The organism is Yoonia maritima, assembly GCF_002933395.1.
Classification (GTDB): Bacteria; Pseudomonadota; Alphaproteobacteria; order Rhodobacterales; family Rhodobacteraceae; genus Yoonia; species Yoonia maritima_A.
Window position 1 is genome coordinate 281848 of record NZ_PKFN01000007.1, and the last position, 15324, is coordinate 297171.

Sequence of the window (15324 nt, forward strand, 5' to 3'; positions counted from 1 at the left end):
CCTTATTAGTGATCGCGGCGCTTGGACAGGTAGTCGTCTGTCGTGCGAACGCGTGGGCGTTCTGCGCCGGTGAATGGGTTGTCGGTAGAATGATACTGGGCCTGAATACGACAGTTGTCGCACATCTGAATCATTTTGGCGGCGTCAGGATTGCCAAACATCGCATGTTTGCCAGCCAGTTTTTCAGTGATCATCTCAATTGTCGATTTAACGCCAAATAGGCTGCCGCATTCGATACAGGCAAAAGGTTCTTCTTCGTTCAATACGACTTGGGTCAATGCCGTGTCGGTCGTGTTGAAGCGCGGTTCAAGTGTGATTGCTTTTTCCGGGCAGATATTGCTGCAAAGCCCGCACTGTAGGCAGGCATCTTCTTGGAACCGAAGCTGTGGCATGTCCGGGTTGTCAGCCAATGCGCCCGATGGACAAAGCGAAACACAAGATAGGCAAAGCGTACATGCGTCGGTATCAACCAGAACAGCGCCATAGGGCGCGGTTTCAGGCAGCGCGATGATATCGTTCGGGTTCAGTGCCTTGGTGGCTGTGCGTGTCACTTGGCGGCGTGTGCCAATAGGCAAAATCGGGGTTTCGACTGCGATACTTGGTGTCGCGTCGTATAATGCATCTGACATCGCGTCAGGATCCGCAACATCAAGAAGGGGCACCGCGCGACCGCTTAGCGTTGCGGCTAGTGCTGCCTCTCGTGTAATCGTGTCTCGGTCGGATTTGGGTGAAAGCAGAACGTGGACGTCTGCAAAACCAGCGCCAAAGGCGGCGAGCATCTCGGCATGACCAAAGCCAGCCAGCGCGGAGACTGCGAACGGGATTACATCACTCGGTAGACCGCGACCAAATCGCGCGGAAAGCTGTATCATCTCGGTGCCATGTGCATCATCGTGAACCAACAGGCGGGGGTTCTGACCGCCCGCTTTACGGTATGTCCGCGCAAGCGTTTCTAGCCGTCGGAAGGTGTTATCAACGGATGGCGCATCATATGCGATGGCCCCCGAAGGGCAAAGCGCTGAGCAGGCACCGCAGCCTGCACAAATCAGCGGGTCAATTGCGACATGATCCCCGGCGGACGTGATCGCACCGGTCGGGCAGGCGTTTAAACAGTTAGAACAGGCGGCCTGTTCGGCACGTGAATGGGCGCAAAGGCTTTCTTCTAGTTTGACATAAAGCGGTTTTTCAAATGTGCCGACCATTTGTGCCGCATCAAAAACAGCCTTCGCCACGGATGGCGCGTGCTTTGAATCAGCGCGTAAATAACCGTCGCGTTTTTCATGTGCCGGGAACAGCGGGCTGTTGCCGCTTAGATCAAGGATAATATCGCAATGTGATTGCGCGCCATCTTGGGGGGCGGTGAATTGCTGCACGCCGCGGCCAGTTGGGTCGACCTCTTGAAGGGCGTCGAAATGGATTTCAAAATGTGCCAAGCTACCGACCGCACGGGTGACTTGGCCTTTAACTGTATCAAAACTGCTACTCATTGGGGCGTTATCCGCTGCAGTCAAAAGCAAGGTCACGCTTAAGACCTCGGCCAGTTGTGTGGCCGCACCTATTGCAACGGGGCCTGTACCGATAATCAGACAAGTCCCTTCCGACGTGATGTCGCGTACCTTTGGTTCTGACTGCGGTAATAGGCCTTCGGCGATAAGCGCTGACATCTTTGGTGTGGGTGCGTCTTTGTCAGTGGTCCAGCCGGCACGGTCACGAATATCAACACATTCTGGCGGACTGACATTAAGATCATAGGCAAGTTCTTGGAAGCGTTCAGTTTCTTGCCCGCAGGCAATTATCACATCACCGCTACCAATTGCCTCGCTCGCGATGTCGATTTCGTGGGTGCAAAGCGCGGTGTGAACCTTCGAACAAGATAGGCCGGTCGATGCCGAGATCTCCTCTGGGTCGATCTTCTGTGTCCCGGAACAATCGCATAGAATCAGTCGCTTGCCGTGGGTTGGCTGGCTTGTCATTGGCTGTCTCTCCCCGCTCTACGTCACCGTAGTAGGATGAGCTTAGCCATTGCTGGTCCTGCAATCAAACCCCAAAAATGCGGACTCGTGATGCTGCGCTGCGGCGTAACCACGTGATAATAATGCTTTTTTTGAAAACGGTTTTGGTGCAGCATGTTGTTAGATTCTGGAAGAGGCAGCTTTGATACGCAACCCACATCAGTATCAGTCCATGCCAATGGGCATTGTCGTGCGTCGCACCCCGGGGGCAACGCGCTGGGCGAAATGGGCGTGGCGCGCAGTTGCGGTTCTGCCCGGTGCAGGGCCTGCTGACTGGGTAATTTTACGCGAAAAAGGTGACGTTGCTGAATTTCATGCACAGACGGTGCAACTGGAATTACATGGCGCCGAAAGCGAAGCTTATCTAACTGGTATCTCAGATAAAGAACCCGCGATTTATGTGGTCATGCGTGGCACTGATGACGCAGCGCGCCCATTCCATGTGACATTAGTGACTGCATCACCCTACGAGGCACAGGATTACGCTGACAATGGTGATGACATTGTCGAGAAAGTTCCGATGCCTGCTGGCTTAGTTGCTTGGGTTCGTGATTTTGCGCAGGCTTATTTTGAAGAAGAAGTATTCGTTAAGCGTCGCCGTGATCGCAAGCGCGTTGATGGCGCCGAAGATGGTGTGGGCGATGCAAGGATTGCGCAGCTTACCGACGTTTACCGTGCCCCGGTCCGCAAGGGGGCGGTCGCATGACACAAGATTTCTGGTCACGTCGCAAAGCAAAGGTCGCTGCCGAAACAGAGGCGGAGACGGAGGTTACAGTCGCAGAGCCAGAAATGACCGATGCAGAGGTCCTCGCTGCGTTTGATCTGCCGGATCCTGATACGCTGATTGCGGGTGATGATATCAAAGGGTTCATGGCGAAAGCTGTGCCGGATCACCTGCGCCGCCGGGCGCTACGTCGTTTGTGGCGGCTGAACCCGGTCTTGGCGAATGTTGATGGCCTTGTCGATTACGGCGAAGACTTTACCGATAGCGCTAAGGTCGTGGACCACATGCAAACAGCCTATCAGGTGGGCAAGGGCATGCTGACGCATCTTGAAAAATTGGCCGCACCGCCAGAGGTCATGGCCGAAGACGAAGATGAAGAACCAGAAGAAGCGCCAATTCAGATTGACGCCACGGTTACAGCCTACGCTGAAATTGAAACCGAATTAGACGAAGCCCCCGCACCGCGCCGTCGCATGCGCTTTGAATATCAGCAGGAGGTGGCATCGTGACAGCAATGCCTGACATCGCCCTAGTACATCCAGAAGACCGCATGCGTGCGGACCTGTACAATTTCCTTGGGGTGCTTTTGGCGGGGCCGCCGGATGAAATGTTGCTTGCGCAATGCGCGTCGCTTTCGGGTGACGACACGGCGCTTGGCCAAGCGATAGCGCAATTGGCGCAGGTTGCACGCGTTTCAAAACCCAAAGCGGTTACACGTGAATTCAACGCATTATTCATCGGCCTTGGGCGCGGTGAGTTATTACCATTTGCCAGCTACTATTTGACGGGTTTCTTGAACGAAAAACCACTCGCGGTGCTACGCGCCGATATGTCTGCACGTGGAATAGCCCGGGCAGAAAATGTATATGAACCAGAGGATAACATCGCATCCTTAATGGAAATGATGGGCGGTCTGATCGTTGGCCGCTTTGCTGGGGGCGCCGCTGACCTAAACGCGCAAAAGACATTTTTTAACAAACATGTCGGTCCTTGGGCTGGGCATTTTTATAGCGATCTGGAGGCGGCAAAGAACTCTGTTCTTTACGCATCAGTGGGCGCAGTTGGACGAGAATTTATGGGGATCGAACGCGAAGCGTTTCGAATGATTGCGGAGTAGTCCGCGTATTATCGGCGGCTTAGCCGCAATAAGTAAGGGGAGTGTATCTGATGGCAAAGAGCAAAAAGGACGGCAGCAGCCGCCGCGATTTTCTCAAACTTGGGGTGGCCGCACCGGCGGCGGCAGCAGTGGCGGTTTCGGGAACCGAAGCTGCGGCACAGCCGGTTGATCCGACCTCGGACAAGATGCAGGACACCGCCCATACCCGCGCATATTTCGAGAGCGCCCGTTTTTAATGGGTGTCTAATTTAATAACCGAGCAAGCCCGCATTGACGGCGCCAGCAAGGGAGACAAGACATGTTAAGAAAGAAGACGACAGGCGCTGCGCGCCGCGCTGGAATTCAATCGACCAGCACCAAAGGGGCCATTGATCGCCGCACATTTTTGCGCGGATCTGGCCTGACCATCGGTGGTCTAACGGCCATCGCCGCAACTGGCGGCACAGTCACCGCGGCAAATGCCCAAGAGACGATGGCCGGTGCGGTTGAAACCATTAAATCAGTTTGTACCCATTGTTCCGTCGGCTGCACCGTTCTAGCCGAAGTCGATAATGGGGTCTGGGTCGGACAAGAACCCGCTTGGGACAGCCCGTTCAACCTTGGTGCGCATTGCGCCAAAGGGGCGGCCGTTCGGGAACACGCCCATGGTGAACGTCGCCTGCGCTATCCGATGAAACGTGAAAACGGCGAGTGGGTTCGCATTAGCTGGGAACAGGCCATCGATGAAATCGGCGATGGTATGATGAACATCCGCGAAGAAAGCGGCCCGGACAGCGTTTATTGGCTGGGATCGGCTAAGCATAATAACGAACAAGCCTATCTATTCCGTAAATTTGCGGCCTATTGGGGCACGAATAACGTGGACCATCAGGCGCGTATTTGTCACTCGACCACGGTTGCTGGTGTGGCGAACACATGGGGCTATGGCGCCATGACCAACAGCTACAACGATATGCATCTGTCAAAGGCGATCTTTATCATCGGTGGTAATCCAGCCGAGGCGCACCCTGTTTCGTTGCAGCATATTTTGAAAGCCAAAGAGCAAAACAATGCGCCTTTGATCGTGTGTGATCCACGCTTTACCCGGACAGCGGCACATGCCGACGAATTTGTGCGCTTCCGTCCAGGTTCGGATGTTCCGCTTGTTTGGGGTATCCTGTGGCACATCTTTGAAAATAGCTGGGAAGATACCGAATTTATCCGCACCCGCGTTTGGGGGATGGATCAGATCCGCGAAGAAGTCGCGCGTTGGACACCAGACGAGGTGGAACGCGTCACTGGCGTTCCGGGTGAACAGCTGCGCCGCGTGGCATTTACGCTTGCGAACAACCGCCCCGGCACCGTCGTTTGGTGCATGGGTGGCACACAGCACACCACAGGCAACAACAATACCCGTGCGTACTGTGTATTACAGCTTGCGCTTGGTAACATGGGTACGTCCGGCGGCGGCACGAACATCTTCCGTGGCCATGACAACGTGCAGGGCGCGACCGACCTTGGGGTGCTGTCGCACACGTTGCCCGGCTACTACGGCCTTGCCGAAGGATCTTGGAAACATTGGGCGCGCGTCTGGAACGAAGACTATGATTGGCTGCAAGGGCAGTTCGAATCCAAGGACATGATGGAAGCTACGGGTATTCCTGTTTCGCGCTGGATTGATGGCGTTCTGGAAGACCCTGAAAACATGGACCAACCGAACAAAGTACGGGCCATGGTTCTTTGGGGGCATGCGCCAAATTCACAGACCCGGATGAAGGAAATGAAAACCGCGATGGAAGAGCTTGATATGCTTGTCGTCGTGGACCCTTATCCGACCGTATCAGCGGTTCTTCATGATCGGCAAGACGGCGTTTACCTGCTTCCGGCATGTACACAGTTTGAAACACGCGGATCAGTCACCGCATCAAACCGGTCATTGCAGTGGCGTGACAAGGTCGTTGAACCGCTGTTCGAAAGCCTGCCAGATCACGTGATCATGGCGAAGTTTGCGAATAAATTCGGTTGGTCCGATAGGTTATTCCGCAATATCGAAATGGAAGACAACGAAACGCCCAACATCGAAAGCCTCACGCGCGAATTCAATAAGGGCATGTGGACGGTTGGCTACACTGGGCAAAGCCCGGAACGCATAAAACTGCACATGGCGAACCAGCACACGTTCGACAAAACGACGTTGCAGGCGATTGGTGGTCCCGCTGATGGTGACTATTACGGTATGCCGTGGCCCTGCTGGGGCACGCCCGAAATGAAACACCCAGGCACGCCAAATCTGTATGACATGAGCAAGCCCGTCTCCAAAGGTGGTCTGACTTTCCGTGCCCGTTTCGGTGTGGAACGTGATGGCGACAACCTCTTGGCTGAAGGCGTCTATTCGGCAGGCTCTGAAATCACCGATGGTTATCCTGAATTCACCTATCAGATGCTGATTGATCTGGGTTGGGATAGCGATCTGACGGATGCCGAAAAGCGTGTCATCGGCTATATTGCTGGCGTTGAAGGGATGACTTCTGACGTGGGGCAGTCTGATGACGGCGCCGATGAAGAGGTCGGCGAGGCAGGCATGTCGCCGTTCCCATCTGACTATGATGGGCGTGTTTCTGGGATTAACTGGAAGACTGACCTTTCTGGCGGTATCCAGCGCGTTGCAATCAAACACGAATGCGCGCCCTTTGGGAACGCCAAGGCGCGTGCAGTCGTCTGGACATTTCCAGATCCCGTACCCATCCACCGCGAACCGCTTTATTCGAACCGCCGGGATTTGGTTGCAGATTATCCGACCTATGAGGACCGGAAATTCTACCGTCTTCCAACGCTTTACGCGTCGATCCAAAAGAATGATTTCTCAGAAGAGTATCCGATCATTCTGACATCGGGCCGATTGGTTGAATATGAAGGTGGCGGGGATGAAACCCGGTCAAACCCATGGCTGGCCGAGCTTCAGCAAGACATGTTCGTCGAGATTAATCCGCGCGATGCCAACAACCTTGGGGTTCGCGATGGCACCCAAGTCTGGGTCGAAGGCCCAGAAGGTGGCAAGGTCAAAGTAATGGCCATGGTGACTGAAAGGGTCGGTTCTGGCGTTGCCTTTATGCCGTTCCACTTTGGTGGCCATTTTGAGGGCGAAGACCTGCGGGGCAAATACCCAGACGGTGCGGACCCGTATGTTTTGGGCGAAAGCACAAACACCGCGCAGACCTATGGCTATGATTCAGTGACCCAGATGCAAGAGACCAAAGCGACCCTCTGCAAAATCTGGACAGCGTAAGGAGAAGTAAGATGGCAAGAGCAAAGTTCCTCTGCGACGCCGAACGCTGCATTGAATGCAACGCCTGCGTCACCGCGTGTAAAAACGAACACGAAGTCCCTTGGGGCATCAATCGCCGCAAGGTGGTTACGATCAATGACGGGAAACCGGGGGAAAGATCAATCTCGGTTGCTTGTATGCATTGTTCGGACGCGCCCTGCATGGCCGTTTGCCCAGTCGATTGCTTTTACCAAAGCGAAGAGGGGATCGTGCTGCACTCCAAAGACCTATGCATCGGTTGTGGCTACTGCTTTTATGCATGCCCCTTCGGTGCGCCGCAGTATCCGCAAGCCGGTAACTTTGGATCACGGGGCAAGATGGACAAATGTACCTTCTGTTCTGGCGGCCCCGAAGAAAACCACAGCGCTGCAGAATTCGCCAAATACGGACGCAACCGGATCGCCGAAGGCAAACTGCCGATCTGCGCCGAGATGTGTTCAACAAAGGCGCTGCTGGCGGGTGATGGTGACACGGTTTCCAGCATCTACCGTGAACGCGTTGTGGCACGCGGGTTTGGATCTGGTGCATGGGGCTGGGGCACAGCCTATGATCAAAAGGGCGGCTAAGCCGTTCACATTGGGCGAGGGGGCTCATCTATGATCCGGGCATTTATCGTAGGTCTTGTGATTTGTTTGTTGGCGCTGGGCGCGCGGGCGCAAGACGATCCTGTGCCTGACCGAAGCGCGACTGGCGGGGCGCAGACACTTGCCGATATCCTTGCGCGCCAAGATGCACAAAAGATCGATGACCGTTTTCGTCGTGACAATATCGGCGATCCTGCAGCTGGCGATACGACACAGGTGTTGGGCACGCGTGGTGGGCAATCGGACCCGGATTTATGGCGCGCGCTTCGTTATGACGAGGCGGATGTGACGACGCAATCGCGCGGGCCAGCCGGTGATGTGCTGATCCAAGATGGCGGGATGCGCTGGCTCACGTTCCGCCAAGGCCCTCTCCTCATATATGGCGGTTATTTGTTGCTTGGGACAATTGGGTTGCTTGGGCTGTTCTATCTTATTCGTGGGCGGATTCGCATTGATGGTGAAAAAACAGGGCGCACGATTACGCGGTTCAAAGCGATAGAGCGTTTCGCGCATTGGCTGATGGGCGGCTCTTTTATCTTGTTGGCGCTGACCGGGCTTTTGTCGCTATTTGGTCGTAAGTTTCTCATTCCCGTGTTTGGTCATGATAGTTTTGCGCTACTCGCGGTCGCATCGAAATGGGTTCACAACAACGTATCTTGGGCCTTTATGATTGGCCTAACGATGGTGTTTTTTATGTGGGTGTTCGAAAATATTCCCAATCGCCATGATCTGAAATGGGTCGCTGTCGGTGGTGGTCTGTTGAAAAAGGGCGTGCACCCGCCAGCAAAGAAATTCAACGCCGGTCAAAAGGTGATTTTTTGGTCGGTTATTTTGCTGGGTAGTTCGATCTCTGTTTCGGGACTGTCACTGCTGTTTCCATTTGAACTACCGATGTTTGCTAAAACATTCGCGCATTTAAACGATTTTGGACTGCCGCAATTTTTCGGCTTGGGGGATTTACCTGCGGTGTTAACACCCCAAGAAGAAATGCAATATGCGCAGCTGTGGCATGCAATCGTCGGCTTTATTCTTATGGCGATTATCATTGCACATATCTACATCGGATCTGTCGGCATGGAGGGTGCGTTCGATGCAATGGGCAATGGCGAAGTCGAAGAGCAATGGGCGCGCGAGCATCACAGTCTGTGGGTGGATGAGGTGGAGGCCAAGCGGGCTAAAGCTCAAACCAAAGCAGTAGAGTAGGACGAGGGTGATACCATGAAAACGATGCTCTTGGCTTTTTGTGCCGTGATTGGGATTGCGGTAATTGCCTATTTTGGCTTGCACGCGGTGGGCTTTGGTGCGGCTGAAACAACCGCGAGCACAGCTGTACGCCTTTCCGATTAATCCAGATGATCTGCTAACAGATGTCGCGTAAATTGGGGGCTAGTACCTGATTTCTAAATCGTTATAGTTTTCCCGAAACAAGGGAGGATTTCGATGAAAACGATTAAGGGACCAGGGCTGTTTTTAGCGCAGTTCGCAGGTGATGAAGCGCCGTTCAATACGTGGGATGGGATTACGAAATGGGCTGCCGACTGCGGCTATAAGGGCGTGCAGGTCCCCAGCTGGGACGGACGTTTTATTGATTTAGCAAAAGCGGCATCATCCAAAGATTATTGCGATGAATTCAAAGGTCATGCAGCTGCAAACGGTGTCGAAGTGACAGAGCTGTCGACGCACCTGCAAGGGCAGTTGGTCGCAGTGAACCCGGCTTATGACACAGCGTTTGACGGTTTTGCAGCCCCCGAGGTCCAAGGCGACCCAAAGGCGCGTCAAGCTTGGGCTGTTGATCAGGTCAAGATGGCGCTGTCCGCATCAAAGCATATGGGTATTTCGGAAATGGCAACGTTTTCCGGCGCGCTGGCCTGGCCCTATATCTACCCATGGCCGCAACGTCCGGCGGGACTGGTCGAGGCTGCGTTTGATGAGCTGGCTGCGCGCTGGCGTCCAATTCTGGATCACGCTGAGGATTGCGGCGTTGATGTCTGCTATGAAATCCATCCGGGCGAAGACCTGCATGACGGTGTGACCTTTGAGATGTTCCTAGAACGCCTAGATGGTCACGCGCGCTGCAACATGCTGTATGATCCGTCGCACTATGTGCTGCAGTGTTTGGACTATCTGGACAACATCGACATCTACAAAGACCGGATCAAAATGTTCCACGTCAAAGATGCAGAGTTTAACCCAACGGGCCGTCAGGGCGTTTACGGCGGCTATCAGTCTTGGGTTGATCGGGCTGGCCGTTTCCGGAGCCTTGGCGATGGTCAGGTTGATTTCGCAGCGATCTTTTCCAAGATGGCCGCCAATGATTTCAGCGGCTGGGCCGTGGTTGAGTGGGAATGCTGTCTGAAACACCCAGAGGATGGTGCCCGAGAAGGTGCGCAATTCGTCAAGGATCACATTATCCGTGTGACAGAACGTGCGTTCGATGATTTTGCCGGTGGCGAAGTCGATGAAGCCGCTAACCGTAAGATGCTTGGCCTCTGACGGCCCCTCCGGGGGGAGTATTTTGAACAAAGCGAGGGAGGGTCGAATATGCGACCGATAAGACTTGGAATGGTTGGGGGCGGGAATGACGCCTTTATTGGTGGCGTACACCGGATTGCGGCGCGCATTGATGGCCGCTTTGATTTGGTGGCGGGTGCATTGTCATCTACGCCCGAAAAAGCGCAAGCCTCTGGCGAAGCACTCGGGCTTGCGCCAGATCGCACCTATGACGATTTCAAAGCTATGGCGATCCGCGAGGCACGCCTGAAGGACGGGATCGAGGCGGTGGCGATTGTGACGCCCAATCACGTGCACTATGCCGCTGCCCGCGAATTCCTAAAGCGCGGAATTCACGTGATTTGTGATAAGCCGCTCACTGCGACGATGGCGGATGCCAAAAAGCTGGTGAAGGCGGCGAAGGACAGCGAAGCGCTGTTTGTTCTAACCCACAACTACACCGGCTATCCAATGATGCGCCAAGCGCGCGAGATGATCGCGAATGGCGAACTTGGCAACATCCGTCTTGTGCAGGTCGAATATGTCCAAGACTGGTTGACCCAACAAGATGACAGCAAACAAGCTGCGTGGCGCACGGACCCAGAACGGTCGGGCCTTGGTGGATCGACGGGCGACATTGGAACCCATGCGTTCAATCTCGCAAGCTTTGTCAGTGGGCTGACGCTTGAAAGTCTGAGTGCGGATTTACAGTCCTTTGTTCCGGGGCGTGCACTGGATGACAATGCCCATGTGATGATGCGCTATAAAGGCGGTGCGCGAGGTACGCTGTGGTGTTCGCAAGTTGCCCCCGGTAACGCAAATGGACTGCGTTTGCGCATCTATGGCGATAAGGGCGGGATTGACTGGCATCAGGAAAATCCAACGCAGCTATGGTTCACGCCGTTAGGCGAGCCAAAGCGCCTGCTAACCCGTGGTGGCGCCGGAACTGGCGATGCAGCTGCCCGTGTGACCCGTATTCCTGCCGGACACCCCGAAGGATATCTAGAAGGGTTCGCGACGATCTATAACGAAGCTGCCGAGGCGATAGAGGCCCACCGTGATGGCAAGCAGGTCAGCGTAGACGTGCATTATCCGACCATCGAAGATGGTCTGCTTGGTATGCAGTTCGTTGATGCTTGCGTCCGGTCGTCTAAACGCGATGCGGCTTGGGTGAAACTAGCGGGCTAGCGTTCGCGCGATGTCTTCGGAAAGAACGAGCAGTGCCGCCGCTTGTGCGTTGGCGATGCTCGACAGGCCTAGATCAGCCATCGGCTGGGTGATCGCAAAACGATGCGCGCTGTTTGGAAAGTTGATCCCGTCACCGCCCACGAAGAATTGGCCGGATAGGCGGAACATACCGTCGGCACCCGCCAGCATCTGCGTCACACGAATGTCAATCGCCACATCTGGCAGGCCAACAAACGGCCAAGGATCAGGGCCGACATCTGTGTTCAGTATATCACCTAATGTATCTGACAAGGCCAGCGTCACTGCGCGCTGCGGATCATCGGCCCATAAGATGTTGGCATTCGCGCTGATTAATCCGCTGGGCGATTCAACCGCGATTTCTTCGGCTGCGGCATAGGTTGGCAAGGATACCGTCCGGACCATCGCACTCCGCACAAGGGGACGTAATTCCAGCGATGATGGCGCAGCTGTCAGCGCAAGACGATCAGCAGGAGATGAACATGCAGCCATGACTGTGAGGGCCAAAAAGGCAATCTTTTTTAACATCATTAACGTCCTGTGAGCAGTGAACTAGGGTTACGTTGGATTGTCCGTGCAAGCGAAGTAAGCGCGTCGGCAGCAGATTGAATATCGCGCATAGTAGCCAGCGTTTCCGCGCTAAACCGGGACCTCTCACCATAGCTGGCAATGACGGCTTCGGTTTGTGACACAAGGCTGTTTGCGCGAGCGGATAGATCCGGCAGGCCTGCGACCGCATCTTCGATTGCTTGGGCGGCTTCGTTCGCAGAGGCCAGTGCGGCGTTGACGTTTTCGATCGCCCCACCTTCGCGGACTTCGGCAAGGAACAGGCGCATTTCTTCCAAAGACCCATTGAGAGCGCCGGGTAGGTCCATCGTGTCGTCGCTCGCGATCAACGCGTCGATTGAATCAAGCGTGCTATTGGCAGAGGCAACCAATGCGTTAAGCTCAAGCGCGTTGGCTTTTGCTGTCAGCGCTTCGATTTGGGCGGTGATTTCGGGAAGGTTGCGGGTCGCTTCTTCGATGTTGGCAGCCGCCTGACTTGCGCTGGTGATCGCGCCGTCAAGGTCGCCAACAAGATCAAGATCGGTCGCACGGCTAACAATCGCGTCAAGCTCTGCAATGACATCCCGCAGGTCTTTGGGGACGCTTTGTAGGTCGTCGTTTGCGATGAGCGCCCGGCCTTCGTCCAGTAAGGCGACCAATGATTCAGGTGCCATGCGCGTGTTTTCATCGTTGGCTAGCCGTTCGATGCTATCCATCAGATCAATTGCGCCGTCCATCAGTTCTTCGACCGGTAGCGCATTGATCCGCGCAAGGACGCCTTCGGCAGTGGCTGCGACATCGGAAATTTGTGATTCAGTGCTTGGAATGACTGGGTAGGGGCCTTCGGTAATAGTCATGATCGCAGGCAGCGCGTCTTCGACTTCAACAAGCTGGATCATCAACGTTCCGGATAAAATATTGCCTGTTACCATGCGTGCCCGCAGGCCGCGTGCGACGAAATCTGACAACAAGGCAATTGCGTCATCGGTGGTAGAGCCTTCGGGAAGCCCAAGCCTTGCGGGTTCAATCGCCAACACCGTCTGTAGGCGGACTTGTGCTGTGTCGCCTTCACCAACAACGATCGCGCTAATTTCGGTGACTTCACCAACGCGGATACCTTGGAAACGCACCTCTGACCCTGTTGTCAGGCCGCTTACCGATTGTTCAAACAGCACCGCAACGTTTAATACTTCGGCGTCCGGGTCCGTGAACAGGCTGTCACGGGCGGTTTGTTCGTCATAGAAAATTGAAAACGTATGGCCGTCGTCCACCGGGTCGCCGCCAGACACCACTGTGTCAAAGGCAACGCCACCTTCAATCAATGACGCGAGCGAATTCACATCAAGTGATACACCGCCCGTGCCGAATGAGACCGAAAAACCAGATGTGTCCCAAAACCGGGTGCTTGTGGTGATCCGACGATCATAGGGGCTTTCGATGAAGGCTGAAACCACAACTTCGGTCCCGTCGTAATTCAGTTCTGGTTTTTCCAGGTACCCGACTTCAATCCCTTTGTGCAAAACAGGAGAGCCGGCCGATACGGTGCTTCCTTCAGTCGTGCGTAGCACAACGCGTGTGCCGCGTTGCCCCGCCAAAGTCAGAACTGGCGCCTCAAGGCCAAAGAATTCCTCTTGGGCGACGTCTGCCTCTGTGTCCCAGTTGCCTTGAATGTAGACGCCAGACAACACGGTATCGAGACCAGTAATGCCGCGTACTGATACGTCAGGTCGGACGACCCAAAACTGGGCATCGTCATCAAGGTAAGGGGCGACTGTTTTGTCCACACGCGCATGCACCAACACATCGCCAAGACCGGGGGCAAATTCTACTTTTTCCACTTCACCGACGGTGACATCGCGGTATTTAATCAGGGTTTCACCGGCGGCGATCCCTGCGGCATTTTCAAAGCTGATCGTAATCAGCGTGCCGCGATCTGCATAGTTTTGCCATGCCGCAAAAAGCGATACCGCCAGCGCAAAGATCGGAACAATCCAGACCAAAGACAGCCGACGCCATATGCGTTGCTTTACCGGGCGCACATCCATTGGTGCGGGTCCTGTCGAATTCGTTTCACTCATCCTGCGTCCTATCGGCGTCCCATATCAGCCGAGAGTCAAAGCTCTGTGCTGATATCATCGTAAAAATCACTGATAAAGCAAAGCTAACGGCCGCGATACCAGGGTTTATCGTTGCGATTGTATCGAGTTGCACGAGGGCAGAAAGGATTGCAACGACAAACACATCAATCATTGACCAGCGCCCAATAAATTCGACCAGCTCATATGCTTTGTGGCGTTCGTGTTGTTGACTGTTTGATCTGCGCTGAACACTGAGCGCGAGATAAATCACCGCGATGAACTTTCCGATTGGGATCATCACGGATGCCACAAAAACGATGATCGCAATTCCCCATGACCCATGGTGCATCAGGTCCACAACACCGCCGACGATCGTGCTTTCTGTATGTTCCACCAAAGTGTTTGTTAAAAGCATGGGATAAAGATTTGCCGGGATATATGCGATCATGCCGGCGATCAGCCACGCCCATACTTTTTGGAGGCTTTCCGTATCACGGCTTTGCAGTGAGCCATCGCACCGTTTACAATAGCGCACACCCTGTGCATGCACTTGACCGCACCGCTGACAAGCGACCAATCCAGCCTCACGGGCTGACATTAGTCCGGTTACTGTTCCAGAGCTTCCCAAATCGAATACCTACAAATCATTTGATCTTTTAGGACGGTGATAATCACAACCCCAGCAAACGCCCAAAATGCGGGGCCCACAGTGACGGCGGCTAAACCCGCAACTTTCACAAGCGCAACTGTCACGCCAACAATGAAAATTTCTGCCATGCTCCATGGGCGCAAACGTTCCGCAAGGCCAAACGCGCGTTTGGCCCCAGCGCGGGGGCGTTGTTCGCGTACCAATGGCCCCAGTGCGTAAATCAGTGCGCCAAGCCGGATCAGCGGAATGACCACGATAAAGAACGCGACAGCCACAGCCAGCGGAATGGCAAAGCCTTTATTAAAGGCAAGCACCGCATCTAATACCGAGGTCGCGTTGTGTAACCCTTGGGCGTCAAGTGTTAAAAAGGGAAAACTAACGGCGGCGATCATCATGATGAAAGCCGTCAAAGCGAGGCTAAGAATACGCGCCATTGCCGCCGGTTGTGATGTCATCAGGATCGTGCCGCAACGCTGACAATAAGCGCGCGCATTTTCAGGCAAATCCTGCGCGACATGCAGCGTGTCACACTGATGGCATGCGACCAGATCGTCCAAAGGTGGCAATGTCTGCGGCAAAGTAAGCGATGTCCTGATCTACAATGGGGACTTGCC

Annotated in this window: 15 protein-coding genes; 10 read left to right on the forward strand and 5 right to left on the reverse strand. The window is 54.6% G+C overall.

What is annotated here, in order from left to right; all coding sequences use genetic code 11:
* Positions 1–5: 5 nt before the first annotated feature.
* Positions 6–1973, reverse strand: a complete 1968-nt coding sequence (locus CYQ09_RS02790) for a 4Fe-4S binding protein (protein ID WP_106743927.1) — start codon at positions 1971–1973, stop codon at positions 6–8.
* A gap of 211 nt (positions 1974–2184) precedes the next feature.
* Between CYQ09_RS02790 and CYQ09_RS02795 the strand changes: the two genes are divergently transcribed.
* The 10 genes from CYQ09_RS02795 (at position 2185) to CYQ09_RS02835 (ending at position 11419) form a co-directional block, all read left to right on the forward strand.
* On the forward strand, positions 2185–2718 hold the full coding sequence (locus CYQ09_RS02795; protein WP_106743928.1) for a DUF3305 domain-containing protein: 534 nt from the start codon (positions 2185–2187) through the stop codon (positions 2716–2718).
* Positions 2715–3245 carry a DUF3306 domain-containing protein gene (locus tag CYQ09_RS02800; RefSeq protein WP_106743929.1) on the forward strand — a complete coding sequence of 177 codons (531 nt, stop codon included), beginning with the start codon at positions 2715–2717 and terminating at the stop codon, positions 3243–3245. Before CYQ09_RS02795 ends, CYQ09_RS02800 begins: the two co-directional genes overlap by 4 nt.
* A gap of 5 nt (positions 3246–3250) precedes the next feature.
* Positions 3251–3853, forward strand: a complete 603-nt coding sequence (locus CYQ09_RS02805) for a TorD/DmsD family molecular chaperone (RefSeq protein WP_106743930.1) — start codon at positions 3251–3253, stop codon at positions 3851–3853.
* Positions 3854–3903: 50 nt separating this feature from the next.
* The gene (locus CYQ09_RS02810; RefSeq protein WP_106744548.1) at positions 3904–4089 is read left to right on the forward strand and encodes a twin-arginine translocation signal domain-containing protein; all 186 of its coding nucleotides are present in this window, start codon (positions 3904–3906) and stop codon (positions 4087–4089) included.
* 62 nt (positions 4090–4151) lie between these two features.
* Complete coding sequence (locus CYQ09_RS02815) at positions 4152–7118, forward strand: formate dehydrogenase subunit alpha (RefSeq protein WP_106743931.1); 2967 nt, start codon at positions 4152–4154, stop codon at positions 7116–7118.
* Between the two features lie 11 nt (positions 7119–7129).
* Positions 7130–7723, forward strand: a complete 594-nt coding sequence (gene fdh3B, locus CYQ09_RS02820) for a formate dehydrogenase FDH3 subunit beta (protein ID WP_106743932.1) — start codon at positions 7130–7132, stop codon at positions 7721–7723.
* Positions 7724–7753: 30 nt separating this feature from the next.
* A complete protein-coding gene (locus CYQ09_RS02825) occupies positions 7754–8944 on the forward strand; it encodes a formate dehydrogenase subunit gamma (protein ID WP_106743933.1) in 1191 nt (396 codons plus the stop codon).
* A gap of 15 nt (positions 8945–8959) precedes the next feature.
* The gene (locus tag CYQ09_RS18530) at positions 8960–9088 is read left to right on the forward strand and encodes a hypothetical protein (protein WP_275425353.1); all 129 of its coding nucleotides are present in this window, start codon (positions 8960–8962) and stop codon (positions 9086–9088) included.
* A 93-nt stretch (positions 9089–9181) separates the two neighbouring features.
* Positions 9182–10234, forward strand: coding sequence for a sugar phosphate isomerase/epimerase family protein (locus CYQ09_RS02830; RefSeq protein ID WP_106743934.1), 1053 nt, complete (start codon positions 9182–9184; stop codon positions 10232–10234).
* A gap of 48 nt (positions 10235–10282) precedes the next feature.
* Positions 10283–11419 carry a Gfo/Idh/MocA family protein gene (locus CYQ09_RS02835; RefSeq protein ID WP_106743935.1) on the forward strand — a complete coding sequence of 379 codons (1137 nt, stop codon included), beginning with the start codon at positions 10283–10285 and terminating at the stop codon, positions 11417–11419.
* On the opposite strand, the gene CYQ09_RS02840 is transcribed toward CYQ09_RS02835, so the two are convergent.
* Genes CYQ09_RS02840 through CYQ09_RS02855 form a run of 4 tightly spaced genes read right to left on the reverse strand, consistent with a single transcriptional unit; the run spans position 11408 to position 15288 of the window.
* Positions 11408–11965, reverse strand: a complete 558-nt coding sequence (locus CYQ09_RS02840; protein WP_106744549.1) for a PqiC family protein — start codon at positions 11963–11965, stop codon at positions 11408–11410. The genes CYQ09_RS02835 and CYQ09_RS02840 overlap by 12 nt on opposite strands.
* Positions 11966–11967: 2 nt before the next feature.
* Positions 11968–14061, reverse strand: a complete 2094-nt coding sequence (locus CYQ09_RS02845) for an intermembrane transport protein PqiB (RefSeq protein WP_106743936.1) — start codon at positions 14059–14061, stop codon at positions 11968–11970.
* Entirely contained in the window at positions 14054–14659 is a 606-nt protein-coding gene (locus tag CYQ09_RS02850) for a paraquat-inducible protein A (RefSeq protein ID WP_106743937.1), read from the reverse strand. Before CYQ09_RS02850 ends, CYQ09_RS02845 begins: the two co-directional genes overlap by 8 nt.
* An 8-nt stretch (positions 14660–14667) precedes the next feature.
* The gene (locus tag CYQ09_RS02855) at positions 14668–15288 is read right to left on the reverse strand and encodes a paraquat-inducible protein A (protein ID WP_239495838.1); all 621 of its coding nucleotides are present in this window, start codon (positions 15286–15288) and stop codon (positions 14668–14670) included.
* Between the last annotated feature and the right edge of the window lie 36 nt (positions 15289–15324).